Annotated in this window: 20 protein-coding genes; 9 read left to right on the top strand and 11 right to left on the bottom strand. The window is 61.3% G+C overall.

Features of this window, described 5'->3' with window-relative positions; genetic code table 11:
* Positions 1–48 precede the first annotated feature (48 nt).
* The 5 genes from IRY30_RS09065 (at position 49) to IRY30_RS09085 (ending at position 4,738) form a co-directional block, all read left to right on the top strand.
* Entirely contained in the window at positions 49–723 is a 675-nt protein-coding gene (locus IRY30_RS09065) for a peptide deformylase (protein WP_228503358.1), read from the top strand.
* A complete protein-coding gene (locus IRY30_RS09070; protein WP_228503360.1) occupies positions 689–1,807 on the top strand; it encodes an N-acetylglutamate synthase, CG3035 family in 1,119 nt (372 codons plus the stop codon). The genes IRY30_RS09065 and IRY30_RS09070 overlap by 35 nt, the downstream gene beginning before the upstream one ends.
* Positions 1,808–1,825: 18 nt before the next feature.
* Positions 1,826–2,590: an exodeoxyribonuclease III gene (locus IRY30_RS09075; RefSeq protein WP_194557103.1), complete on the top strand. Its 765-nt coding sequence runs from the start codon at positions 1,826–1,828 to the stop codon at positions 2,588–2,590.
* A 9-nt stretch (positions 2,591–2,599) separates the two neighbouring features.
* Complete coding sequence (gene cls, locus IRY30_RS09080; RefSeq protein WP_194557104.1) at positions 2,600–4,126, top strand: cardiolipin synthase; 1,527 nt, start codon at positions 2,600–2,602, stop codon at positions 4,124–4,126.
* Positions 4,127–4,189: 63 nt separating this feature from the next.
* Positions 4,190–4,738 carry a MarR family winged helix-turn-helix transcriptional regulator gene (locus IRY30_RS09085; RefSeq protein ID WP_194557105.1) on the top strand — a complete coding sequence of 183 codons (549 nt, stop codon included), beginning with the start codon at positions 4,190–4,192 and terminating at the stop codon, positions 4,736–4,738.
* Here the strand turns inward: IRY30_RS09085 and IRY30_RS09090 are convergent.
* The gene (locus tag IRY30_RS09090) at positions 4,735–5,547 is read right to left on the bottom strand and encodes an ABC transporter permease subunit (protein WP_194557106.1); all 813 of its coding nucleotides are present in this window, start codon (positions 5,545–5,547) and stop codon (positions 4,735–4,737) included. The two genes, IRY30_RS09085 and IRY30_RS09090, sit on opposite strands and share 4 nt — an antisense overlap.
* Positions 5,548–6,510, bottom strand: a complete 963-nt coding sequence (locus tag IRY30_RS09095) for an ABC transporter ATP-binding protein (RefSeq protein WP_194557107.1) — start codon at positions 6,508–6,510, stop codon at positions 5,548–5,550.
* Positions 6,511–6,598: 88 nt separating this feature from the next.
* Here IRY30_RS09095 and IRY30_RS09100 point away from each other — a divergent pair, with 88 nt between their 5' ends.
* The 3 genes from IRY30_RS09100 to IRY30_RS09110 are packed head-to-tail and all read left to right on the top strand — an operon-like array spanning position 6,599 to position 11,413.
* Positions 6,599–7,972: a hypothetical protein gene (locus tag IRY30_RS09100; protein ID WP_194557108.1), complete on the top strand. Its 1,374-nt coding sequence runs from the start codon at positions 6,599–6,601 to the stop codon at positions 7,970–7,972.
* A complete protein-coding gene (locus IRY30_RS09105) occupies positions 7,972–9,075 on the top strand; it encodes a transporter substrate-binding domain-containing protein (RefSeq protein ID WP_194557109.1) in 1,104 nt (367 codons plus the stop codon). The genes IRY30_RS09100 and IRY30_RS09105 overlap by 1 nt, the downstream gene beginning before the upstream one ends.
* A complete protein-coding gene (locus IRY30_RS09110) occupies positions 9,068–11,413 on the top strand; it encodes a serine/threonine protein kinase (protein WP_194557110.1) in 2,346 nt (781 codons plus the stop codon). Before IRY30_RS09105 ends, IRY30_RS09110 begins: the two co-directional genes overlap by 8 nt.
* Positions 11,414–11,419: 6 nt before the next feature.
* Here the strand turns inward: IRY30_RS09110 and IRY30_RS09115 are convergent, their stop codons facing one another.
* The 9 genes from IRY30_RS09115 to IRY30_RS09155 form a co-directional block, all read right to left on the bottom strand.
* The gene (locus IRY30_RS09115) at positions 11,420–12,628 is read right to left on the bottom strand and encodes an acetate kinase (RefSeq protein WP_194557111.1); all 1,209 of its coding nucleotides are present in this window, start codon (positions 12,626–12,628) and stop codon (positions 11,420–11,422) included.
* Positions 12,629–12,754: 126 nt separating this feature from the next.
* Entirely contained in the window at positions 12,755–14,077 is a 1,323-nt protein-coding gene (gene pta, locus IRY30_RS09120; RefSeq protein WP_228503440.1) for a phosphate acetyltransferase, read from the bottom strand.
* 157 nt (positions 14,078–14,234) lie between these two features.
* Positions 14,235–15,233 (bottom strand): sulfite exporter TauE/SafE family protein, encoded by a 999-nt coding sequence (locus IRY30_RS09125; protein WP_194557112.1) that lies wholly within the window; start codon positions 15,231–15,233, stop codon positions 14,235–14,237.
* Positions 15,234–15,255: 22 nt separating this feature from the next.
* Positions 15,256–15,918, bottom strand: coding sequence for a sirohydrochlorin chelatase (locus tag IRY30_RS09130; RefSeq protein ID WP_194557113.1), 663 nt, complete (start codon positions 15,916–15,918; stop codon positions 15,256–15,258).
* Between the two features lie 13 nt (positions 15,919–15,931).
* The gene (locus tag IRY30_RS09135; RefSeq protein WP_194557114.1) at positions 15,932–17,158 is read right to left on the bottom strand and encodes a sulfate adenylyltransferase subunit 1; all 1,227 of its coding nucleotides are present in this window, start codon (positions 17,156–17,158) and stop codon (positions 15,932–15,934) included.
* Entirely contained in the window at positions 17,158–18,069 is a 912-nt protein-coding gene (gene cysD, locus IRY30_RS09140) for a sulfate adenylyltransferase subunit CysD (protein WP_228503363.1), read from the bottom strand. The genes IRY30_RS09135 and cysD overlap by 1 nt, the downstream gene beginning before the upstream one ends.
* Positions 18,069–18,893, bottom strand: a complete 825-nt coding sequence (locus IRY30_RS09145; RefSeq protein ID WP_194557116.1) for a phosphoadenylyl-sulfate reductase — start codon at positions 18,891–18,893, stop codon at positions 18,069–18,071. The genes cysD and IRY30_RS09145 overlap by 1 nt, the downstream gene beginning before the upstream one ends.
* A 177-nt stretch (positions 18,894–19,070) precedes the next feature.
* Positions 19,071–19,286, bottom strand: coding sequence for a hypothetical protein (locus tag IRY30_RS09150; RefSeq protein ID WP_194557117.1), 216 nt, complete (start codon positions 19,284–19,286; stop codon positions 19,071–19,073).
* Positions 19,283–20,941 carry a nitrite/sulfite reductase gene (locus IRY30_RS09155; protein WP_194557118.1) on the bottom strand — a complete coding sequence of 553 codons (1,659 nt, stop codon included), beginning with the start codon at positions 20,939–20,941 and terminating at the stop codon, positions 19,283–19,285. Before IRY30_RS09155 ends, IRY30_RS09150 begins: the two co-directional genes overlap by 4 nt.
* 212 nt (positions 20,942–21,153) lie before the next feature.
* On the opposite strand from IRY30_RS09155, the gene IRY30_RS09160 reads away from it, so the two are divergent.
* Positions 21,154–22,569, top strand: a complete 1,416-nt coding sequence (locus IRY30_RS09160) for an FAD-dependent oxidoreductase (RefSeq protein WP_194557119.1) — start codon at positions 21,154–21,156, stop codon at positions 22,567–22,569.
* Positions 22,570–22,577 lie beyond the last annotated feature (8 nt).

The raw sequence follows: 22,577 nt of genomic DNA on the forward strand, positions 1-22,577 counted from the left end.
GTACGGTCCTGCTTAAGCAATTAACCCGGTGACCTAAACTCTTTAACTATGAGCGAGCCCACCATCATGCCCATCGTCATCGCCGGCGACCCAGTCCTCCACAACCCCACCGAAACCGTGGAACTGACAGACGGCACACCCAGCGCGGAGCTCCAAGAACTCATCGCGCGGATGTACGTGACCATGGACGCCGCGCATGGTGTGGGCCTGGCCGCCAATCAGGTGGGCGTGAACAAGCGCCTGTTCGTCTACGCCTGCCCGGATATCGAAGGCCCCGGAGGCACCCGCCTCAGTGAAGAGCAGGTGCAGGCCAACGGTGGACCCACGCGCCGCGGTTGCGTGATCAACCCCGTGCTGGAGACCTCCGAGGTTCCAGAGACCATGCCCGATGATGAGAATGACGTGGAAGGTTGCCTCTCCGTGCCCGGCTACGACTTCCCCACCGGCCGCGCCGATTGGGCGCGCGTGACCGGCGTGGATGAAAACGGTCAGCCGGTCAGCATCGAAGGCTACGGGTTCTTCGCCCGCTGCCTGCAGCACGAGGTGGGTCACTTGGACGGTTTCCTCTACACCGACATGCTGATCGGCCGATACAAGCGACAGGCAAAGAAGGCGTTCAAGGCCGAAGGTAGGAACACCGCTGGGCGCACGTGGACCCCCGGGGTGGATAAGGATCCCTTTGGCCACGATGATGAACCCGGCGATGATTACGGCGATGAATAAGCCTCCCGCCACTGACTTCACTGCCGCCGCGGCCGGTGCGCGTCGCGTGGAGGGCTTTGCATTTCCGCTCTCCCGGCACACCACCGCGGTGAGCGTGGTGCCCGGCGCGCGAGTCATCGTGCGCTATGCACTGGGCGATCAACCGGCTGCCGGCGCCAAGGTCACCGATGTGATCGGCGAGCTCATCTCTCTGGATCCATTGCAGGTGCGGCCGCAGAGCCGGCAGGCAACCAGATCGGAACCAGCGCAGATCGTGGAGATCGACGCCAGCACTGTTGTAGTCCTGAAATCCCTTTCCGCCCAGCCGGTGCGCAACAGCGATATCCGCGCGGTAGAACAGGCCATCGCTGCCGCATTCCCCGGTATCGAGAACCAGGAGATCAGTGGCTGGCTGGCACGAGCTGGCGATGGCATCACCGAGCGTTCCAATTCCGCGGTCCCCGTGGGCCCCAATGCAGCACTGCAACCGGTCCCGCTGGAGGAGATCCGCGCGTTTTACCGCGAGCACAACCTACCTACCCAGCTGCTGCTCCCGGATCGGATCGGGCGCGTTGCCGAATCCATCCCCGGCACTCGTGGCCCGGAGATTCTCATCATGACGCGCGAACTGCCTGCCATCGCGAATACGCACGCCGATGCAGAGCTTCCCCACCTGCCCTCATCGATAGAAAACCTCGAGTTCCGCGTGGATGAGCAACCGGATGAAGAGTGGCTGAGCATGTACCACTTCCGCGGTAAGCCCCTTCCCCGCCATGCGCTGGATCTACTCAGCGCGCGAATTGAGGGCACCCTCGGGTTCGGCCGTCTGCTGATCGATGGCCATACCGCGGCCATCACCCGCGGCACAGTCACTGAAGGTGGCAACCGCACCTGGCTGGGTTATTCCGCGGTGGAAGTTGCCGAGCCTTTTCGTCGACAAGGTTTAGGAACTTACCTGGGCCAGGAGATGCTGCGATGGGGCACTGAACAGGGTGCGGATCACGCGTACCTGGAGGTCATCGACAGCAATACCGCAGGCCAGGCCCTGTACCACCGCCTGGGATTTTCGATTCATCATCGGCATCGCACTGTGGCTGTCTCCTAGCGCGCTAGAGTAATTCACATGCGCATTGCTACGTGGAACATCAACTCCGTCCGCACCAGGGAAGATCGGGTGCGGGATTTCTTGGAGCGCTCCGATGTGGACGTGCTGTGCCTGCAGGAAACCAAGTGCACGGATGCCCAGTTCCCGGACTTCACGGACACCGGTTATGAGCAGGCGCACTTCGGGCTGCACTCCTTCAATGGCGTGGCCATCCTCTCCCGCGTGGGCCTGAAGAATGTGACCCATGATTTCGGCCAGCCGGGCTTTGATAAAGACCTCACCGCCCCGCAGGAAGTGGAGGCCCGCGCGATCGGTGCCGAATGCGATGGCGTGACCGTGTGGAGTCTGTACGTGCCCAACGGCCGGGAGATTCATGACCCGCACTACACCTACAAGCTCGCGTGGCTGAACAAGCTGGCGGAATACGCCAAGAACGGCCCGGACAAGCTCTGCCTGGTGGGAGATTTCAACATCGCCCCCCGCGATAAAGACGTGTGGGATCGCCGCCACTTCGAGGGCAAAACCCACGTCACTCCCCGCGAGCGCGCGGCCCTGGCCAAGCTGGAGGAAGCCGGGCTCACCCAAGCCACCGAGCTGATCCAGGATGAGTACACCTACTGGGATTACCAGGCGCTGCGCTTCCAAAAGGGCGAGGGCATCCGCATCGATCTGCAATACTCTCGCGGCCTGAAAGCCACGGAGGCGCGCGTTGACCGCGATGAACGCAAGGGCAAGGGTGCTTCGGATCACGCCCCGGTGATCGTCGATTATGCAGTGAAGTAGGCCCACACCATGGAATGGCTCTACGAACCGCTGCTCTCACTCAACAGCTTTGTCTTCGGCGCCACCGATAACCTCGAGTGGTGGCAGGTCGCGCTGATCGTCCTGGATTATATTTTGAAGTTCGTGGCGCTCGGCTGGGTGCCCGCGGATCGTCGCCCCACCAGCGCGATGGCCTGGTTGCTGGCTATTTTCCTGGTCCCCTTCGTGGGTATCGCCCTGTTCTTCCTCATGGGCTCGCCGTATATTAATCGACGCCGCCACCGGATCCAGAACCGCGCCAACGAGCAGCTGCGGGAACTGGGCAAAGATGAGCCAGACATCCCGGAAGGCGCGTCTCTCACCGAGGAACTGCTGAGTTTGGTTCACCTGAACCGCAAGCTCACCTCTCTCCCCGCCACTGATGGCTCCCTAGTTGCGCTGCACCCGAACTACGAGAAATCCATCGAGGCCATGACCCGCGCCGTGGATCGGGCGGAGAAGTTTGTCAACGTGGAGATCTACATCATGGCCTGGGATTCCACCACCCGCCCCTTTTTCGAGGCGCTGGGCCGGGCAAGGGAGCGTGGTGTGTCTGTCCGCCTGCTCTATGACCACATCGGCAGCTTGAAGTACCCGGGTAGTCACAAGTTGGGCAAGCGCTTTGATGCGCTGGGCATCCATTGGCACCTCATGCTTCCCCTGCAGCCACTGCGCTGGCGCTTCCGCCGGCCGGATCTGCGCAACCACCGGAAGCTCTTGGTGGTGGATGGGCGCACGGCGTTCATGGGATCGCAGAACATGATTGATTCCAGCTACTTGATGAAATCCAACGTCAAGGCTGGTCGGCACTGGGTTGATGTGATGGCTGAGGTCACCGGCCCGGTGGTGAACACCATCAATTCCGTGTTCGCGGTGGACTGGTACACGGAGACTAATGAGGAATTGGACTTGATGCCGCCGCGCAAGTTCAAGGAGCGCCTCTCAGAGGATCTGCAGGACACCGGCCAGGAGATCATGCAGATCATCCCTTCCGGCCCGGGATTCACCACGGAACCCAACCTGCGCCTGTTCACCTCCATCGCGCACCATGCCAAGACGCGCCTGCAGTTGGTGAGTCCCTACTTCATCCCGGATGAGGCTCTCATGGAGGCCATCACCACCGCGTGTTATCGCGGGGTCAAGGTGCAGCTTTATGTCTCCGAGAAATCAGATCAGTTCCTGGTGGGCAGGGCGCAGGCCAGTTATTACCGCGAACTGCTGCGCGCTGGGGTGGAGATCTATCTTTTCCCCGCACCGGCCGTGCTGCATTCCAAGTTCGCCATTGCGGATCATGAAGTGTCCGTGATGGGTAGTTCCAATATGGACATGCGCTCTTTTGGCCTGAATTATGAAATCACGCTCATGTCAGGCGAAGGAGAATTGATGACTGAGCTGCGCAAACTTTGCGCGGATTATCACGATCAATGCCGCCGGCTCACGGTGAAAGAGTGGAAATCCCGGGCTTGGTACGACCGCTACGTTGATAACGTGGCGCGATTAACCAGCGCTTTGCAGTAATTTCACACATTTCCCGCCCCTAGATGTTTTAATATCAAAACAATCAAGGAAAGGCTGGATGAAATGACTACAAGCAAAACTACCCCGAACAACGCTACCCACGTACCAACCATCCGTGGGCACCGCGCACCCGAGGTTCTACCCGATGTCGACGTCTCGGAGATCGCCGCCAGCGTCTACGAGTTCCTCTCCGCCACCCGGCGCCTCATGGAACGTCCGAACCAGAAACTGAACATCTCCCAATCGGAGATCGAAGTATTGCAGTTCGTTTCCCAGCACCCCGGCTGTGGCGTCTCGGATATCGCCCGCCTCCGCTTCCTCCGCGCCTCCAACGTCTCCGCCACCGTGCGTCGACTCATCAACTCCGGTTTGCTGGTGCGCCGGGAAAACGATTTCGATCGGCGCGCCCAGGATCTCTACATGGCCTCAGCGGGCGTGGAGATGCTCAACTCGGTGATGGATGAATGGGCTCTGCTCATCGCGGATGCCACCCAGCGCATGGATGCCCGCGATATAGCAAAGTTGCGCCGCGGAGTTCCCGCCTTGCGCAACTTGTCTATCGCCGCGGAGACCCTCATCGAGGATATCCAGCGGCATCCGGAAAACTCTTAAGCGTCCCGCTTCTTCAGGGCCACGATGCCCGCGATGAAGATCGCCAGGGCCCAGACCACGAAGTAGATCAGGGATCCGGTTGGTCCCCACGGTGCATCGGGGACTTCCGTGCCCTGCACTGCCGCGTCCATGTTCTTGAACGGCAGGTATGGGGGCAGCCAATCGCGCACCCATGGGATCTGGCCCACCAGCATGAGCTCCACGATGAGGATCCACATCAGCAGCACGGAAATCGCTCCGGCGGTGTGGCGGATCAGGTAGCTCACACCGATGGCGATCATCACCACCAGCACCGCATACAGGCAGTTCAGACCGATGAAGCGCCAGGTGTCATCCGCCGAAAAGCTCAGGCGATCCAGCAGGGAGCTATCGTCCACGTTCCAGGACAGCGCCCAGCGAGCAATCGGCACGGAGATGACCTGCGCGAGGAAAGCCACGATCGCCGCGATGATCCCGTAAACCACGAACTTCGCCACGGGCACCGGCCAACGCTTCGGGGTGGCCAGCAGCGTGGTCTTGGCGCTGCCGTTGCCATATTCGGATGTCACGGTCATGCAAGCCTGGATGATGATCACGATGATGCCGAACAGGCTAAAACCGGACAGGGCCTGCATCGGCGAGATGGATTCCACCATCTGTGCGTAGAGCAGCGGGTCCTTCTTCACCTCTTCATCGGTCAGCGACATGCCGGAGCCCAGGCCCATCATCATGGCGAACAGGCCGGAAAGCAGCACTACCAAGATACTGGTGGCCCACAGCGCCTTGGTGCTCTTGAGCTTGATCCACTCGGATTTGATGAGATTGATCATCTACTTCTTCCCCTCCATCTGCGGAATACCTGCGACGGGTACTTCGTTCTGCTTCGCCTGGTACTCCTGGCTGTGCCCGGTCATCTTCATGAAGGCATCTTCCAAGCTGGCGCGGCGCTCGGACAGTTCGTTGAGCTTGAGCCCATAGGAAAACGCCACGGATCCCACGTAGTCGGTGTCGCGATCGCTGATCACCAGGGTCTCGCGACCATCGAGATCGCGCTCCTCGGCAAACTGCACACCCTCTTCGCGGAGCGCATCGCGCATCTGCTGCAGGTGTTCGGAGCGCACGATCGTATAGGCTTCCGACGCCGACTTGATGAACTCGTGCGTGGAGGAATTAGCTACCAACTGTCCCTTGCCGATAACCACCAGGTGGTCAGCGGTCTGTGCCATCTCGGAGAGCAGGTGGGAGCTGATCAGCACGGTGCGGCCTTCGTCCGCTAGCGAGCGCACGAAGGAGCGCACCCAGCGAATACCTTCGGGGTCCAGGCCATTGACTGGCTCGTCCAGGATCAGCACTTCGGGGTCTCCCAGCAGTGCGCCTGCCAGGCCCAGGCGCTGTCCCATGCCCAGGGAGAACTTGCCGGCATTGCGTCCGGCCACATCGGTGAGGCCGACGATATCCAGCACCTCATCAACACGCTTGGAGGGGATGCCGTTGGCGGCGGCGATCCACTTCAGGTGGCTGGCCGCGCTGCGGCTGGGGTGCAGCCACTTGGCATCCAGCAGCGTGCCTACTTTGCGCAGGGGGTGCTTGTATTCCGAGTAGTGCTTGCCATCGATGGTGGCGGAGCCGGAGGTGGGTGCGTCTAGCCCCACCATCATGCGCATCGTGGTGGATTTACCAGCTCCGTTGGGGCCGAGAAAACCTGTCACAATGCCGGATTGCACTGCAAAGTCCAAGGAGTCAACGACAGTAGTGGAGCCATAACGTTTCGTGAGGGAACGGGCTTCAATCATGCGTTCCATAGTGCCATAGACAAGCCATTTTAGCCCCGTGTGCGCATTTTGGTTGAGGACTGTTGACTCATCTCTATACTTTGAAAGCATGCCTTCCCTCCCGGCGCTTGATGCAGACCGGTGGATGGATCGAGATGCTGTCCGGTCCCGTCCATCCCGGTCTTTGTTGGGTGTCGCTGTGGCCGCGCGCCACGCTCCCAAGCGGCTGTATCGCTTCGTGGTCACTCCCCCGGGAGTGATGACCCTAGTCTCCATGATGTGCGTGCTGGCCATCTTGGCCGCCGGCGGCGCGATGGTCTCCACCTCGAGTTCCCAGCAGGATGAGGTGAATACGCTCATCACGCGCAATGAGCCGCTGGCGGATGCTGCCCAGGAGATCTTCAACAACCTCTCCGTGGCGGATTCCATCGCCACCACGGGCTTCCTCAAGCAGAGCCAGGGCAATAACGATTCCGAAGCGGAATACACCAGGGCCATCCGAGATGCCTCCTTCGCGGTGCTGCGCGCCAGCCACGGAATCTCGGAAGTGGATAGCCGGGAGATGGAGATCGCCCTGCACATCCAGCAGGAACTGCCCAAATACATCACGCTGATTGCGCAGGCCCAGACCAATGACCGGATGCGCAATCCCATCGGCGCCAGCTATCTCACCGAGGCTTCCGCGCTCATGCAGGGCACCCTGCTCCCCCATGCCCAAGAGCTGCACCTCATCACATCTCGCCAGGTGGCGGACAAGCAAGCCACGTTGATGAGACCACTGTGGTTCCCCATCTCGGGCTTGCTAGCCGCAGTGATCATCCTGTTCATCGTGCAGATCTGGCTCTCTGCGGAGACTCACCGCCGGTTTAATCTGGGCTTTCTGCTGGCCACCGCGCTCATGGTGTGCGCGCTGCTGTGGGCCTCCGGAAATTCCTTGAGTCTTTGGGCCAATGGTGCGCAAAAGGTGGAGAGCACCGTGCAACCCCTGCAGGAACTCACGCAGGCACGTATCACCTCCCAGCAGGCACGCACGGATGAGGCCCTGGGCTTGGTGCAGCGCGATTATGACATGCGCCGCCAGGAGACATTCTCCCTGCGGATGACCCAGATCAGCCAGGCCCTGGAGAATTCCCGCGATGTGGTGGAATCCCCAGCGCGCGTAGATAACGCCCGGGAAGCGCTGCGTCTCTGGGATTCCGCACACGCCGGAATGCTGTACCAAATGAACAACGGCCACTACAACGAGGCGCTCAAGATCAGCTTTGAGACCAGCTCTGATCCCAAATCCTCCGGCCCCAATTACGCCATCCTGGATTCAGAGCTCCAGGCTCTGATCTCTGACCAGCGCGAGGATCTGCGCGATCTGCTCAACGACGCCCGCAGGTCTGCCAACCGCGTGACCAACATCGTTGCCCTGCTGACCCTCCTGGCAGCCATTTCCGTGCTCTTCGGCATGCGCCCCCGATTGCAGGAGTACGTGTGATGAACCAGAAATCCCGAGCCGTCCTCGCCTCCCTGGCTATCCTCGGCCTGCTCTCCGGCTGTGCCTCCACCGTCTCTGCCCCACCGAAGTGGCCAGAGGTCAACGTGGAAGGTGCCGAGGAGGAACTTCCCGTGGGTGCCGAGCTCCTGCAGCGCAGCGCGCTCCAGGAACTGGTGGATGGCACGGTCTCCAGCACCCCTCCCTGGGGCTCCATCCGCCCCGATGCCCGCCCGGTGGAACAGCGCATTCCAGACATCATCGAGCGCGGCCGGATCGTGGTGGGCGTGGGCCAGTACCTCAACCGCCTCGGTTTCCGCGATCCCCTCAGCGGAGAGCTGGAAGGTTTTGAGATCGACCTGGCCAAGGAAATCGCGCAGGACATCTTCGGCGATCCCTCGAAGGTGGAATTCCGCTACGTGGAGAATCGGCGTCGAGAAGAAGCCCTAAAAACCGGCGACGTGGACATGGTGGTGCGCACCTGGACCATCACCCAACCTCGCCAAAACACCACGGAATTCTCCGTGCCCTACCTGGGCATCAGCAGCAAACTGATGGTCATGCGCGATTCCGGCATCACCGAAAAGGCCGACCTGAAGAACAAGACCATTTGCGCCACCCGGGATTCCGCGCCCACGCGCACCATCGACGGCATCGATATCGGCGGCCTCCTCATCACCCGCACGTGGACCGATTGCCTGTTGGCCATGCAACGCAACCAGGCTGACGCGATCTTTTCCGACGACGCCATCCTCTCCGGCCTGCAGGCCCAGGACCCCTCCACCACGGTGATCGACACGGGCGAGTCCACCAGTTATTACGGCGTGGGTATGCCCGCCCCGACGACGGGGCGCCGCGCTGAGGGCCTGGTGATGCAGGTCAACTCCACCATCGAGCGCATCAAGGCCGATGGCACGTGGGACAGGCTGTACGAAGAATGGATGCAGGAATATCTGGGTGATCCGAAGTCACTGCCGCTGAAATACCGCTCAGAGCAGGAGAATCAGGAGATCTACGAGTCTCGTGTGCAGTGGCTGCGCAACAACACCGAGTCTCCGGTGAGCCGGATCGCGGGAACCATCAACAGGGAGGATTTCCATGACTAATGAGCTATCCGACCTGCCCGAGCGGGACGAGGATTCCCAGGTCACCGACCCGCAGATCCACGAGGATTCCGCGGAGACCGAGGCGCCCACCTCCGCCGTGCCCTTCGATCCCTTCGCCGATGATGACGATGATGACGACGGGTTCGATACCGAAGACACCAACCCGATGAAGATTGACTCGGGTGAGAAATCCCGGCGCGAGGCTCTCTCCACGTTCCGCAAGCGCCGCGGTGTCTACCGAACCGGAGCGACCGTAGCCGGTGGCATGGTCAAGCTGCCGTTTGTGACTCCCACGGAGCCCGAGGCGGCCATCGTGGATCCGTCGGAATCCATCAAGCGCGGTGTGGAAGCCCCCACGCTGCAGCCGGGGGATATTCTCGCGAACCAGTACGAGGTGCTGGGTCCCATCGCCCACGGTGGCATGGGCTGGGTGTACCTGGCGATGGATCACTTCGTGGCGGATCGCTACGTGGTGCTCAAGGGCATGATGGCCGCGCACAGCGCGCACGAGCGGGCGGTTGCGGAATCCGAGCGAGCCTTCCTGGCGGAGATCACCCACCCGGGAATCGTGAAGATCTTCAACTTTATTGATGATCCGCGCTCCGAGGGTGGATTCATCATCATGGAGTTCGTGGGTGGGCCTTCCCTGCGCTCGCGCCGGCGGAAGATGAACGGCACGCTGAACGTGGATATCGCCATCGGTTATATCTTGGAAATCCTCCCCGCGCTGGATTATCTGCACGCGCGCGGAGTGGTCTACAACGACCTCAAGCCGGACAACATCATCATCACCGAGGATCAGGTGAAGCTGATCGACCTCGGTGCCGTCACGGGCATCGGCGCCTTTGGGCACATCTTCGGCACCAAGGGATTCCAGGCTCCGGAGGTGGGCACCACCGGTCCCACGGTGGCCAGCGATATCTTCACTGTGGGACGCACCCTGGCCAGCCTGATCGTGAAGCTGCCGGTGGAAAACGGTGTGTATGTCTCCGGGCTGCCCACCCCGGATGAGGAGCCCTTGTTCCGCGAGTACCTCTCCCTCTACCGCTTCCTCATGCGCGCCACGCATCCCAATCCGGAGGCGCGCTTCCCTTCCGCCAGCGCGATGTCCAACCAGCTCATGGGCGTGCTGCGCGAAATCCTGGCCCTGCGCGATGGCCGGCACTTCCCGCATCTGTACACTCGCTTTACGGCTCAGCGTTCCACCTTCGGCACCAAGCACATTGTGTTCCGCACCGATCAGCTGCTGGATGGCATCAAGCGCTCCGTGGAGATCTCCGCGCCGGAGATCGTGGCGGCTCTGCCCACCCCGCTGACGGATTCCGAGGATCCGGGTGCCAGCCTGCTCTCCGCGGCCTCGTTCACGGAGCCCTCGGAAATGCTCTACACGCTGGAGCTCGCACTGAAGCAGCCGGAGATGAGCAACTCCGTGGAGATCCCGCTGTCCATGGTCCGCGCGAAGCTGGACCTGGGCATGACCGGCGAGGCCAAACGCCAGCTGGAGGAGCTCTCCCACAGGCTGGATAACGACTGGCGCTACCACTGGCACTCCGGGGTAGCGGCACTGCTCTCCTCGGACTTCGTGGGCGCGCAATCCTATTTCAACCGGGTGCTGAACATCCTGCCCGGCGAGCCCGCCCCTAAGTTGGCGTTGGCTGCCACCGATGAGCTCCTGCTGCAGCAGCAGGGGATGAATAATTCGCGCCTGCTCACCCAGGAAGTGTGCCGAGCCGCGTCCTCCCTGGCCTTCGCACAGCGCGTGCCCGTGGATGATTATTCTCAGGTGCCCTCGTGGAACCACATCACCCAGGATCCGGTCGCCCTGCGCTTCCACGCCATGCGACTCTATGGCCTGGTGTGGGCCACCAACCCCACCACTGTCTCCAGCGCTTTTGGCCTGGCGCGGCAGCTGCAGGCCGAGGGGATGGTGGATACCGCCGTTGCGGCGCTGGATCGGGTTCCGTCCAACTCTCGGCATCAGCGCCTGGCTCGCCTCACCACGATTGTGCTGCTGGTGGGAGATACGGATTCCCTCACGGAGTCCCGGATTCGCCGAGCTGCGCGTCGGCTGGAGCTTCTCCCCACCAACGAACCCCGGCTGCAGCAGGTGCGCCTCGCGGTGATGTCCGCGGGTCTGACCTGGCTGCGCGATCCCCGGAATTCCGGCAATTCCCCCATCAGCCGAGCACGGCTATTCGATGTAGATTTCAGCGAGCGCGGGCTGCGCACCGGCGTGGAAGCCAGCTTGCGTTCCCTTGCCCGGCAATCCCCCTTTGCCCGCCACCGCTATCGCCTGATAGAGATGGCGAACATGATTCGCCCGCAGACGCTCACTTAAGAGCGTTTACTTAGCCAGCTTCACGGCGTAGCGAGCGATGGCCAGCTCTTCGTTGGTAGGAACCACGAAGACCTTGACGGTGGAGTCATCGGTGGAGATCTCCCGAGCTCCGTGCACACCCTCGGTGTTGGCGTTGCGGGAATCATCCAGCTTGATGCCGAATGCTTCCAGGTTTGCCATGGCTGCCTTGCGCACGTTGACATCGTTCTCGCCTACACCTGCGGTGAAGGTGATCGCGTCTACCCCACCGAGGTTCAGCATGTAGGAACCGATGAAGCGGCGCAGGGTGTGGATGTACACGTCGAATGCCAGCTTGGCGTTTGCATCGCCATCGTTGACCAGGGTTTCCAGCTCGCGGAAGTCGTTGACTCCGGAGAGGCCCTTGATGCCGGACTTGCGGTTGAGCAGGGTATCGATGTCATCCACGCTCATGCCCGCAGAACGAGAGAGGTGGAAGATGATACCGGGATCGATATCGCCACAGCGGGTACCCATGACCAGGCCGGCCAGCGGGGTCAGGCCCATGGTGGTGTCCACTGCGCGGCCACCATCCACTGCGGATGCAGAAGCGCCGTTACCCAGGTGCAGGGTGATCTGCTTGACCTCGGAAGGCTCCTTGCCCAGCAGGGATGGGACCTGCTGAGAGATGTACTCATGGCTGGTGCCGTGGAAGCCGTAGCGGCGGATGCCGTACTCCTTGGCTACCTCGCGGTTGATCGCGTAGTTCGCGGCAGACTCAGGCATGTTGGCGAAGAAAGCGGTATCGAACACGGCCACATGAGGCACGTTCGGCAGCAGCTCCTGGGCGGTTTCGATGCCCTCGATGTTCGCTGGGTTGTGCAGGGGTGCCAGCGGGATGAGCTTCTTCAGGCGCTCAATCACATCGCCCTCGACCAGCTGCGGAGCAGCGAACTCTTCCCCACCGTGCACCACGCGGTGACCCACTGCGATGAGGTCCAGGTCCTGCGGACCCACGTTCTTCTCGCTCATCATGAGGAAGGCGCGCTTGAGGCCAACGGCGTGGGAGGCAACGGCGCTGGTATCTTCCTGCTTCTCGCCGTTGATCTTCACCCTCACCAGGCCGGTTGGCTCGCCGATCTTCTCCACCAGGCCGGAGACCAATGGTTCATCGGTGGCAGCTGCGTTGGGATCCAGAACCTGGAACTTGATGGAGCTGGAACCGGAGTTCAGGACGAGTGCGTATTGGGTAGACATAGTGCTACTCCTTCTTTTCTGCTCATTGTGCTTTTTGTAAAAGCGTTTTAGTGCTGGCTAATGATTATCAGTTTTCAGCGGGCTATTCGTGCTGAATGCACATTACTGCCCGCTGAACTAGCGGATTTACTTAGCCTGGATAGCGGTGATTGCCACAGTGTTTACAATGTCCGGCACGGTAGCTCCGCGGGAGAGGTCGTTGACTGGCTTGTTCAGTCCCTGCAGGATTGGGCCCACTGCCAGCGCATCGGCGGTGCGCTGCACTGCCTTGTAGGTGATGTTGCCGGTGTTCAGATCGGGGAAGATGAACACGGTGGCCTTGCCCGCCACATCAGAGCCGGGGAGCTTCTTCTGTCCAACTGATTCCACCACTGCGGCATCGAACTGCAGCGGTCCATCGATGGAGAGCTCTGGGTTGTTCTGCTGTGCCAGCTCGGTGGCCTTGACCACGGATTCCACGTCTTCACCAGTGCCGGAGGCACCGGTTGAGTAGGAAAGCATGGCCACCTTTGGCTCGATTCCGAACTGCTTGGCGGTCTGTGCAGACACTGCGGCGATCTCCGCAAGCTGTTCTGGCGTCGGGTTAGGATTCACGGCGCAGTCACCGAATGCCCACAGCACACCGTCCATGACCATGAGGAAGATGGAGGAGACCACGGAGGAACCGGGGGCGGTCTTGATGATCTGGAAGGAAGGCTTGATGGTGTGCGCGGTGGTGTGCGCTGCACCGGAAACCATGCCATCGGCCAGACCCTTGTGCACCATCATGGTGGCGTAGTGGCTGATGTCCTTCATGGTTTCGCGGGCTTCATCCACGGTCATGCCCTTGTGCTTGCGCAGCTCGGCGAAATCCTGGGCGAACTCTTCCAGCTGATCGCCGGAGGTGGGGTCATCCAGGGTGGCGGCCTCGATGTTCAGGCCCAGCTCCTGGGCGCGGGACTTCATGGACTCAGGGTCACCCAGGATGGTCAGTTGGCATACTTCGTCTTCCAGCAGCTGGTGCGCAGCCTGGAGGATGCGGTCATCATCGCCCTCGGGCAGCACGATGTGTGCCTGGCGCTGGCGGGCTTCCAGGATGAGGTTGCGCTCGAAGAGCTCTGGACCCACCTTCTGCTCGCGGCGGTTCAGCTCTGCTGCCTGTGTGAAGTTCACCTGGTGCTCGCCGGCGGCATCCTGCGCGTCCAGCAGTGCATAACCGGCTACGGAGTAACCCATGCGCTCAAGACGATCGTTAAGAATGCTGATGTGTTCAATATCTGCCTCGCCTGCACCCACGAGCACCAGGTTGGCGCCGGTGGCATCAGCCAAGCGAGCATCGTTAACGGGAGCGCCGGATCCCACCAGCAGGCTGGAGTCAGCCTGCAGTGCAGCGTCCAGGTAATCGGAGAATTCTCCGGTCACGGGGTCTACGTTGGAGAACAAATCCTGGGCATTATCCGCTGCCTGCAGAATGTCTTCCCGGCGGGTGGTGGCGCTAGCTACTGGGGTGAGGACCGTGCGAATGGTGGGCTGTTGTGCGGAAGTCACAGGTAAGTGCCTTTCAGGTGGGATAGTGCAGGTTAGCAATTGTCTTTCCCATTGTGCCTGAGCTCACCCTATCCTTCATCTACTCCCGATGATTCGCGTGCGAATACGCAGGTGCCAGCACCTTTTCTTCGCTGTCTCCCGGCTCTGCTTCGCCCAGGTTTTCGGCTGGATTGGTCGTCCGTGCGGCCCGTTCTCCCAGCAATTTCCGACGCCGCGTCAGCACCAGAGCCACGATTCCCAAGGCTGCCACTACGGCGATAGCGATGCTCACCTCATTGGAGGCCGCCAGCAAGCGCGGGATGTTGATGAGCATCAGCAGCCCACCAACGAAACCGCCGAGGATCTGCGGCTTGATCTTGGTGACCAGCCACGCGGCCAGGGGAGCGGCGATTACGCCACCGATCAGCAGTCCCACCACGGGCCGCCACACTTCCTGCAATTCCCCGGCCAGGCCGAAGATGAAGCCGAGGGAAGCCGCCACGGACACCAGGAACTCGGAGGCGCTGACAGTACCGATGATCTTGCGCGGTTCTGCCTTACCCAGGCCCATCAGGGTTGAGGTGGTCACGGGACCCCAGCCGCCGCCACCGGAGGCATCCAGGAATCCGCCGCCCAGTCCCAGCACGCCCAGGCTCAGCTTGGACTTGCGCGTGGGAGCGCCACCCGGGCCGTAGCCCTTCGCGGTGTTTTCCGCTGCCTGCGTGCGGTTCCACGGCAGGAGGAAGGAGCGCAACATCACGTAGAAGCCCAGCAGTGCGAGTATCGCGGTGATCACCGGCTTGGCGGCATCGGTGGAGAGGTTGGAGAGCAGCGTGGCGCCGAAGAACGCGCCGATGGCTCCCGGCACACCGAGGAAGAACACGGTGGGCCAGTGCACGTTGCGCAGCTTCCAGTGCGATGCACCCGAGGCGAACGTGGTGCCCATCTCAGCGAAGTGCACAGCCGCGGAGGCGTGGGCGGGAGTCAGCCCGGAAAACAGCAGGACGGTGGTTGCGGTGACACCGAAGGCCATGCCCAACGCGCCATCCACCAGTTGCGCCAGTAGTCCGGCGATGGCGAAGAGAAATAGCTTGTACATCGTTGATCGAATCCTTAAGTTTTTAAGTGAGCTTGCGCTCTATAACTCCCGCGAGTGCAGTGCCCAGTGGCCTGCCGTAGCTCGCGTTGGGGACACCGCTTTCCACGGCCATGTCCCAGAGTTTTCCGGGGGCAACAAACAACGGAATCACGTGGGTGGGCCCGTTTTCTGCGCAGTACGCGCGCAGTCCGGCGACTCCCCTATCCACACCTTTTCCGGTGGCAAAGAGAGCCGAGCAGGGCATTCGTAGGGTCTCCCCCACTTTTTCGGCGAGCTCACGGACGGCTTGGTTGGCCGCCTCATCGCTGGAGCCCACTGCGTAGATGGCAAGATTTTTCGACGCCACCCCTGCCGTTTTCACTTGGTTCACAAGGATTTCAGCGATGTCCCCTCCGGTGCCCAGGGTGCTGGTCAAGCGGATGGTGATTCCCGTCTTTTCGGCGGTTTCTGCCACCACGGCGGGGACATCATGGCGCGCGTGGAATGCATCTGTGAACAGCAGTGGAATCACGTCCACGTGGCTGTGTCCACTCGCGGCCAGAACCCGCGCCTGGTTTTCCAGGGTGCGCGGGGAAAAGTCGAGAAAGGCTGCGTGAGCTCCCACTTCATCGGCCACCTGGTGGATGGCCGCGTCCGCCAATGGGTGCCTCGACCCATGGGCCAGCACGATTCGGGGAGTGTTCACGTCTGCGCGCCTTTTAGTCGATCAGACCGGCGGTCACGGTGTCACCCGTGCCCGGCTGGATGAGAAGGAAACTGCCCACCCGGCCGCCGCGGCGGTAGGACTCGAAGGGCAGTGGCTCGGCCACGGTGATGCGCACGCGAGCGATGTCATTGAGCACCAGCTCTTCAGAGGTGCCCTGGGGTGCATCGATGCGCTCGATCACTTCATCAACGCGGGCGCGCACGGTGGCGCTGCCGTAGCGCAGCAGCACGTTTCCGCGCAGGCGCACGGGGGTTTCCGAAAGGTGGAAGACCGTGGCGGTGAGCTGATTGGTGGGCTCGGGCACGTCTGAACCAGCGATGATGTCACCGCGGGAAAGATCAATCTCCCGATCCAGGCGGATCACCACGGACTGTCCACGCTCTGCACGATCCAGCTCACCGTCCGGAGAGTCGATGCCCTCCACCACTGCCTCGCGGCCACCGGCGGAGATGGTCTCCCCCACGGCAACGGCTCCGGCAGTGATGCGTCCGGCATAGCCGCGGTAATCGGTGGCGTGCTCGCGGATCACCATTTGGATGGGGAAACGCAGCTCGCGTTCCACTCCCTGGTTTTCCGCGCCTGGGGTGGCTTCTTCCAGGATCTCCAGCACGGAGGGGCCTTCGTACCACGGGGTGTTGGAGGATCGCTCCACCACGTTATCGCCCAACAATGCACTGGTGGGCACGATATCCACGTGGTTGAGCTCCAGCTCGCCAGTCAGCTGGGTGATATCTGCTGCCACGTTATTGAAGACTTCTTGGGAGAAATCCACGGCGTCGATCTTGTTCACGGCCACCACCACGTGGGAGATCTTCATCATGGCTGCAACGCGCAGGTGACGACGGGTCTGCTCGGTCACGCCGTTGCGGGCGTCGATAAGAACGATGACCAATTCAGAGGTGGAAAGTCCCGTCACCGTGTTGCGGGTGTACTGGACGTGACCGGGGGTGTCCGCGAGGATAAAGCTGCGCTTATCCGTGGCGAAGTAGCGGTAGGCCACGTCGATGGTGATGCCCTGCTCGCGCTCGGCGCGCAGGCCATCGACCAGTAGGGAGAGGTCAGGGTTGTCCAAGCCCTTGGCCGCAGAGACGCGCTCCACGGACTCGTACTGATCCGCGAGGATGGACTTCGTGTCGTAGAGCAGACGGCCCACAAAGGTGGACTTGCCGTCGTCTACGGATCCGGCCGTGCACAGGCGCAGGGTGGGCAGAGCGGTCATCAGAAGTAACCTTCCTTCTTGCGGTCTTCCATGGAAGATTCGGAGAGCTTGTCATCGGCGCGGGTAGCGCCTCGCTCGGTGGTGGTGGATGCGCGGATCTCGTCGATCACGTCGTCGATGCTGGTGGCTTCGGAAAGCACGGCACCGGTGCAGCTCATGTCACCCACGGTGCGGTAGCGCACGGTCTTGGTGACCAGCTCTTCGCCTTCCTTCGGGCCGCCCCACTCGCCGGCGGTGAGCCACATGCCACCGCGCTCGAAGACCTCGCGCTGGTGGGAGTAGTAAATACCGGGAACCTCTACCTCACGGTCGCGGATGTAGTCCCAGATATCGGCTTCGGTCCAGTTAGAGATGGGGAACACGCGAATGTTCTCGCCGGCCTGGTGACGGCCGTTGTACAGACCCCACAGTTCGGGGCGCTGGCGGCGGGGATTCCAGCCGCCGAAGGAATCGCGCACGGAGAATACCCGCTCCTTGGCGCGCGCCTTCTCCTCATCGCGACGGGCACCACCGAGCACTGCGTCATAGTTCTGCTCTTGGATGGTCTCCACCAGAGGAACCGTCTGCAGCGGGTTGCGCGTACCGTCCGGACGCTCCTGCAGCACGCCGGAATCAATCCAGTCCTGCACGTGAGCCACGCGCAGGTTCACGCGTGGATCGGCAGCGATCTTGTCCCGGAACTCGATGACTTCCGGGAAATTGTGGCCGGTATCCACGTGCAGCAGCTCGAAGGGAACGGCAGCTGGGGCGAAGGCGCGCTTGGCCAGCTCTAGCACCACCACGGAATCCTTACCGCCGGAGAAAAGCAGTGCAGGGCGGTCGAACTGGCCGGCCACCTCGCGCAGGATCTCGATGGATTCCGCCTCCAGCGAGGCCAGGTGTGGGGAAAGTACAGAGGTCTGAGTAGTCATTAGGTGTGTAGCCCGCATTCTGTCTTGTTGGAGCCAGCCCAGCGGCCGGAGCGTGGATCTTCGCCTTCGGCAACGGGGAGGGTGCACGTGGCACAGCCGATGGAGGGGTAACCCTGGGTGGTCAGTGGGTGGATGATCAGGTCGTGGTCGTGGATGAAGTTGTTCACGTCTTCGTCCGTCCAGTCCACGATCGGGTTGATCTTCAATCGCCCGGTTCGGTCCACTTCCAGCACTGGCGTGTTGGCGCGCAGTTCGCTATCTACCCGACGCACCCCGGTGATCCATGCCTCGAAGGGATCCAGCATGCGAGCCAGCGGTTCCACCTTCCGCATGCGGCAGCACGCGGTGTTATCGCGCAGGTAGAGATCCTTGCCGTACACCTCGTCTTGTTCCTTGCGGCTCAAGGTGGGCGTGATGTTGGTCAGCGGCAGGCTGTAGCGCTCTTGGACGTTGTCCCTGGTCTGCAGGGTTTCCTCGAAGTGGTAGCCGGTGTCCAAGAACACCAGCTCGGCATCTTCGAGGCGACCTTCGGAGAGCTCCGCGAGGATGGTGTCCTGCATGGACATGGTCACGGCAACGGTGCCGGGCACATGCTCGTGGATCCAGTCGAAGATCTCTTCAGCCGTGGCGTTTTCCAGCTTCTCGTTCCACGTGGAGACCAGCTCTTCGTGAACCCGACGCTGCTCCTCGCTCAACGGCGTAGTTCTGGTGGTATCACCCGGAGGGCTCACCGCGGGATCGCGGTAGTCATCCGCGTCCGTGGTGCGTCGACTACTGCCGATGAATCCTCCGCCCTTAAGGCCGGAGGCATCTGCAAAGTTCATGCGTTCCTCTCATCACGTCGTGGAAAAATTCGTACAGACCAATCTGTCTGTTTGCTTGGGCACAACAGTAGACCAATCGGTTCAGTTCTACAATTGGAATTCGCGAAAATTAGCCTGTGCTGCGCTTTGAATAGACCGATTAGTCCATCACCCTGCGCAACCAGGTTTGCCGCGGTTTTATTTCAGGTTGAGATGCCCGTGGAATTTCACCGAGAACACCCGCAGGCATTCGCGGCACTGCCAGGCGTTATCAGTTTCCGCATCCGGAAACAGGTTCTCCGACATGCAATAAGGACAGTTATTCACTGTGGCTCGACGGCCATTGGGATGGCCTTCCTTGCCGCCGATCTCCTTATTTACCGAAGGCAAGGAGTCCTCATCGGGGACGCTCATACCAGCAGCTCCTCATCGGCGCGGACAACCCATTCGCCGAATGATTCCCCGGTTTCCCGGCCAGCCTTGAAGTTCTCCACCACGCGCACCACGTAATCCCCCAGGTCAGCGGAGAACACGTTGTTGCCGCGGAGCTTCCTGCCGAATCCCGCACGCATGCCGACCGCGCCGCCCAGGTGCACCTGAAAACCTTCCACGCGCTCGCCATCGTCAGTAGTGAGGATCTTGCCGGACAGGCCGATATCCGCCACCTGCGTGCGCGCACAAGAGTTGGGGCAGCCGTTCAAGCTGATCTTGAGGGGCACATCAAGATCGCCCAGGCGCTCTTCCAGTTCGTCAACCAGCGTGATTGCCCGCTGCTTGGTCACCACGTGTGCCAGCTTGCAGAACTCCAGGCCGGTGCAGGAGATAATGTCCCGCCTAAACGCGCTCGGATTAGCGCTGAACCCCATCACCTCTAGCTCTTCGGCCAGCAGTTTCGCGTTTTCTTGCGTCAGATCCAGGAACAGCAGCTCCTTGTCCGGGGTGGTGCGCAAGCGGGTAACACCGTACTTATCCGCCAGGTCAGCCAGCTGTTGCAGCTGCTCGCCATCGGTGTGACCCACGGTGGGCTTCACACCCAGGTAGAACTTGCCGTCCCGCTGCGGGTAAAGACCCACGTGATCGCGGTAGCCGGGAGCCACCTCTGGCGCTGGGCCATCGAGGAGTTTCTTACCCAGGTATTCGTCTTCCAGCACCTGTCGGAACTTTTCAACTCCCCAGTCCGCAACCAGGAACTTCAGGCGGGCGCGGTTGCGCACCTTGCGGTAACCGTAATCGCGGAAGATCCCCACCACTCCAGCCCAGGTTTCCGCCACGTCTTCCAGTGGCACCCAGGCGCCGAGGCGCTGTGCCAGCATCGGGTTGGTGGACAAGCCGCCGCCGACCCAGACGTCAAAACCAGGACCATGCTCGGGGTGTTCGGAACCAATGAAGGCCAGGTCCTGGATCTCGTGGGTGATGTCCTGGCGCAGGTTGCCGGAAATGGCGGACTTGAACTTGCGGGGGAGGTTTCCGAATTCCGGGCGGGTCAAGTAGTTCTCTTTGATGTCCATGAGTGCCGGGGTGCCGTCGATGATCTCATCTGCGGCAATTCCCGCCACGGGTGAACCCAGAATCACGCGGGGCACATCGCCACAGCCGAAGCGGGTATCCAGACCCACGGTTGCCAGCCGGTCCCAGATCTCGGGAACGTTTTCCACGGCAATCCAGTGCAGCTGCACGTTTTGCCGGTCGGTGAAGTCCGCGGTTCCACGTGCGAACTCGCTGGAGATTTCCCCGATGGTGCGCAGACCCTCGGTGCTCACCTGGCCGCCGTCGAGGCGAATGCGCATCATGAAGTAGTTGTCTTGCAGTTCCGCGTTGCTCAGCGTGGAGGTTTGGGTTCCATCCAGGCCCTGCTTGCGCTGCGTGTACATACCCACCCACTTGAGGCGGGGCGCGAGATCCTCCGGAGGAATGGAGGCGAATCCCTGCTTGGAGTACGTTTCGCGCACGCGGCTCATCACGGCAATGCCCGGATCCTCCTGCTTGATCCGCTCATCGTCATTGAGGGGGTCGGTTCCATCGACCAGCCATTGCCCTTGTGGGCGGGGCTTGCGCTTGGCAGTAGTCATCGTCGCCTTTCCAGGTGTTTCCTAGACCAATCTGTCTATCGAATGCCCACAATAGACCGCTCGGTTCATCTAATCAAGGCAGCCGAGACTTGCCACTCCTAGACCACTCTGTCTATAGTTCAGCCCTAGTGTGTACAGTGCTGGTTTCAGTACGGTTAACCTAAGAACTAATAACCGAAGAACCATCCATTTCCCCAAGCAAAAAGGAACCCATGGCTGACAATCGCCCGCTCCGAGTAGCCGTCATCGGCTCCGGCCCCGCCGGAATCTACGCCTCCGATGCCCTGACCAAGTCAGATCAGGACGTTGCAGTGGACATCTACGAGCGCATGCCGGCCCCCTTCGGCCTCATTCGCTATGGCGTGGCACCCGATCACCCCCGCATCAAGGGCATCATCAAGTCCCTGCACAAGGTGCTGGACAAGCCGGAAATTCGTCTGTTTGCCAACGTCAACGTGGGCGTGGACATCACCCTCGATGAGCTCAAGCAGTATTACGACGCCGTCATCTACGCCACCGGCGCAACCGACGACCGCGAACTTAATCTCCCGGGTGGCGAGCACACCATCGGCGCCGGAGAGTTCGTCGGCTTCTACGATGCCAACCCAGATTTCGAGCCTTCCTGGGACCTGCAGGCCGATTCCGTGGCAGTCATCGGCGTGGGCAATGTGGGTCTGGACGTGGCTCGCGTACTGGCCAAGACGGGTGACGAACTCCGCGTCACGGAAATCCCCGACAATGTCTATGACTCCCTCAAGGACAACCAGGCCAAGGAAGTCCACGTGTTCGGCCGTCGCGGCCCGGCACAGGCAAAGTTCACGCCTTTGGAGCTCAAGGAACTCAACCACTCGGACACCATCGAGGTAGTGGTTAATCCAGAGGACATTGACTACGACCAAGGCTCGGAAGAAGCGCGTCGTTCATCAAAGATCCAGGACATGGTCTGCACCCTGCTAGAGCAGTACGCTATCGCGGAACCAAAGGGCGCGCCACACAAGCTCTACCTGCACTTCTTCGAGTCTCCGCACGAGGTGAAGACCGACGAGAGCGGCAAGGTCACCGCCTTGGTCACCGAGCGCACCCAGCTCACGGGTGATGGTCGCGTCGAGGGCACGGGTAAGTTCACCGAATGGCCCGTGGGTGCTGTCTACCGCGCTGTGGGTTACAAGTCTGACCAGCAAGCTGACCTGCCATGGGACGAACGGGAAAACGTGCTGCCCAACGTGGGTGGACGCGTGCTCACTGAAGGCCCCACCGCAGACGGCATCGCCGGCGTGCCTGGATCCGCTGATCCCGAGGCAGAAAAGCGCGAGCGCCTCCCGGGCGTGTATGCCACCGGTTGGATCCGCCGTGGCCCAGTGGGCTTGATCGGTAACACCAAGGGCGATGCCAACGAGGCAGTGGCCAACCTGCTGGAGGATTACGCCGCGGGCATCGGCTTTGCCCCCGCCACCCCAGAGCTGGAAGCGGTGGACGAGTTCCTCAAGAGCAAGGGAATCACCTTCACCACCTGGAACGGCTGGTACGCGCTGGATAAGCACGAACGCGAGCTGGGCGAGGCCGAAGGTCGCGAGCGCAAGAAGGTTCGCGACTGGGACGAAATGGTTAAGTTCTCTCAAGATAACTAAACCAAGAG

The organism is Corynebacterium suicordis DSM 45110 (assembly GCF_015351405.1).
Taxonomy (GTDB): domain Bacteria; phylum Actinomycetota; class Actinomycetes; order Mycobacteriales; family Mycobacteriaceae; genus Corynebacterium; species Corynebacterium suicordis.

Coding starts and splice junctions, on each gene's coding strand:
- IRY30_RS09065 (WP_228503358.1), top strand. CDS start 49: ATGAGCGAGCCCACCATCATGCCCATCGTCATCGCCGGCGACCCAGTC.
- IRY30_RS09070 (WP_228503360.1), top strand. CDS start 689: ATGATGAACCCGGCGATGATTACGGCGATGAATAAGCCTCCCGCCACT.
- IRY30_RS09075 (WP_194557103.1), top strand. CDS start 1,826: ATGCGCATTGCTACGTGGAACATCAACTCCGTCCGCACCAGGGAAGAT.
- cls (WP_194557104.1), top strand. CDS start 2,600: ATGGAATGGCTCTACGAACCGCTGCTCTCACTCAACAGCTTTGTCTTC.
- IRY30_RS09085 (WP_194557105.1), top strand. CDS start 4,190: ATGACTACAAGCAAAACTACCCCGAACAACGCTACCCACGTACCAACC.
- IRY30_RS09090 (WP_194557106.1), bottom strand. CDS start 5,547: ATGATCAATCTCATCAAATCCGAGTGGATCAAGCTCAAGAGCACCAAG.
- IRY30_RS09095 (WP_194557107.1), bottom strand. CDS start 6,510: ATGATTGAAGCCCGTTCCCTCACGAAACGTTATGGCTCCACTACTGTC.
- IRY30_RS09100 (WP_194557108.1), top strand. CDS start 6,599: ATGCCTTCCCTCCCGGCGCTTGATGCAGACCGGTGGATGGATCGAGAT.
- IRY30_RS09105 (WP_194557109.1), top strand. CDS start 7,972: ATGAACCAGAAATCCCGAGCCGTCCTCGCCTCCCTGGCTATCCTCGGC.
- IRY30_RS09110 (WP_194557110.1), top strand. CDS start 9,068: ATGACTAATGAGCTATCCGACCTGCCCGAGCGGGACGAGGATTCCCAG.
- IRY30_RS09115 (WP_194557111.1), bottom strand. CDS start 12,628: ATGTCTACCCAATACGCACTCGTCCTGAACTCCGGTTCCAGCTCCATC.
- IRY30_RS09125 (WP_194557112.1), bottom strand. CDS start 15,233: ATGTACAAGCTATTTCTCTTCGCCATCGCCGGACTACTGGCGCAACTG.
- IRY30_RS09135 (WP_194557114.1), bottom strand. CDS start 17,158: ATGACCGCTCTGCCCACCCTGCGCCTGTGCACGGCCGGATCCGTAGAC.
- cysD (WP_228503363.1), bottom strand. CDS start 18,069: ATGACTACTCAGACCTCTGTACTTTCCCCACACCTGGCCTCGCTGGAG.
- IRY30_RS09145 (WP_194557116.1), bottom strand. CDS start 18,893: ATGAACTTTGCAGATGCCTCCGGCCTTAAGGGCGGAGGATTCATCGGC.
- IRY30_RS09150 (WP_194557117.1), bottom strand. CDS start 19,286: ATGAGCGTCCCCGATGAGGACTCCTTGCCTTCGGTAAATAAGGAGATC.
- IRY30_RS09155 (WP_194557118.1), bottom strand. CDS start 20,941: ATGACTACTGCCAAGCGCAAGCCCCGCCCACAAGGGCAATGGCTGGTC.
- IRY30_RS09160 (WP_194557119.1), top strand. CDS start 21,154: ATGGCTGACAATCGCCCGCTCCGAGTAGCCGTCATCGGCTCCGGCCCC.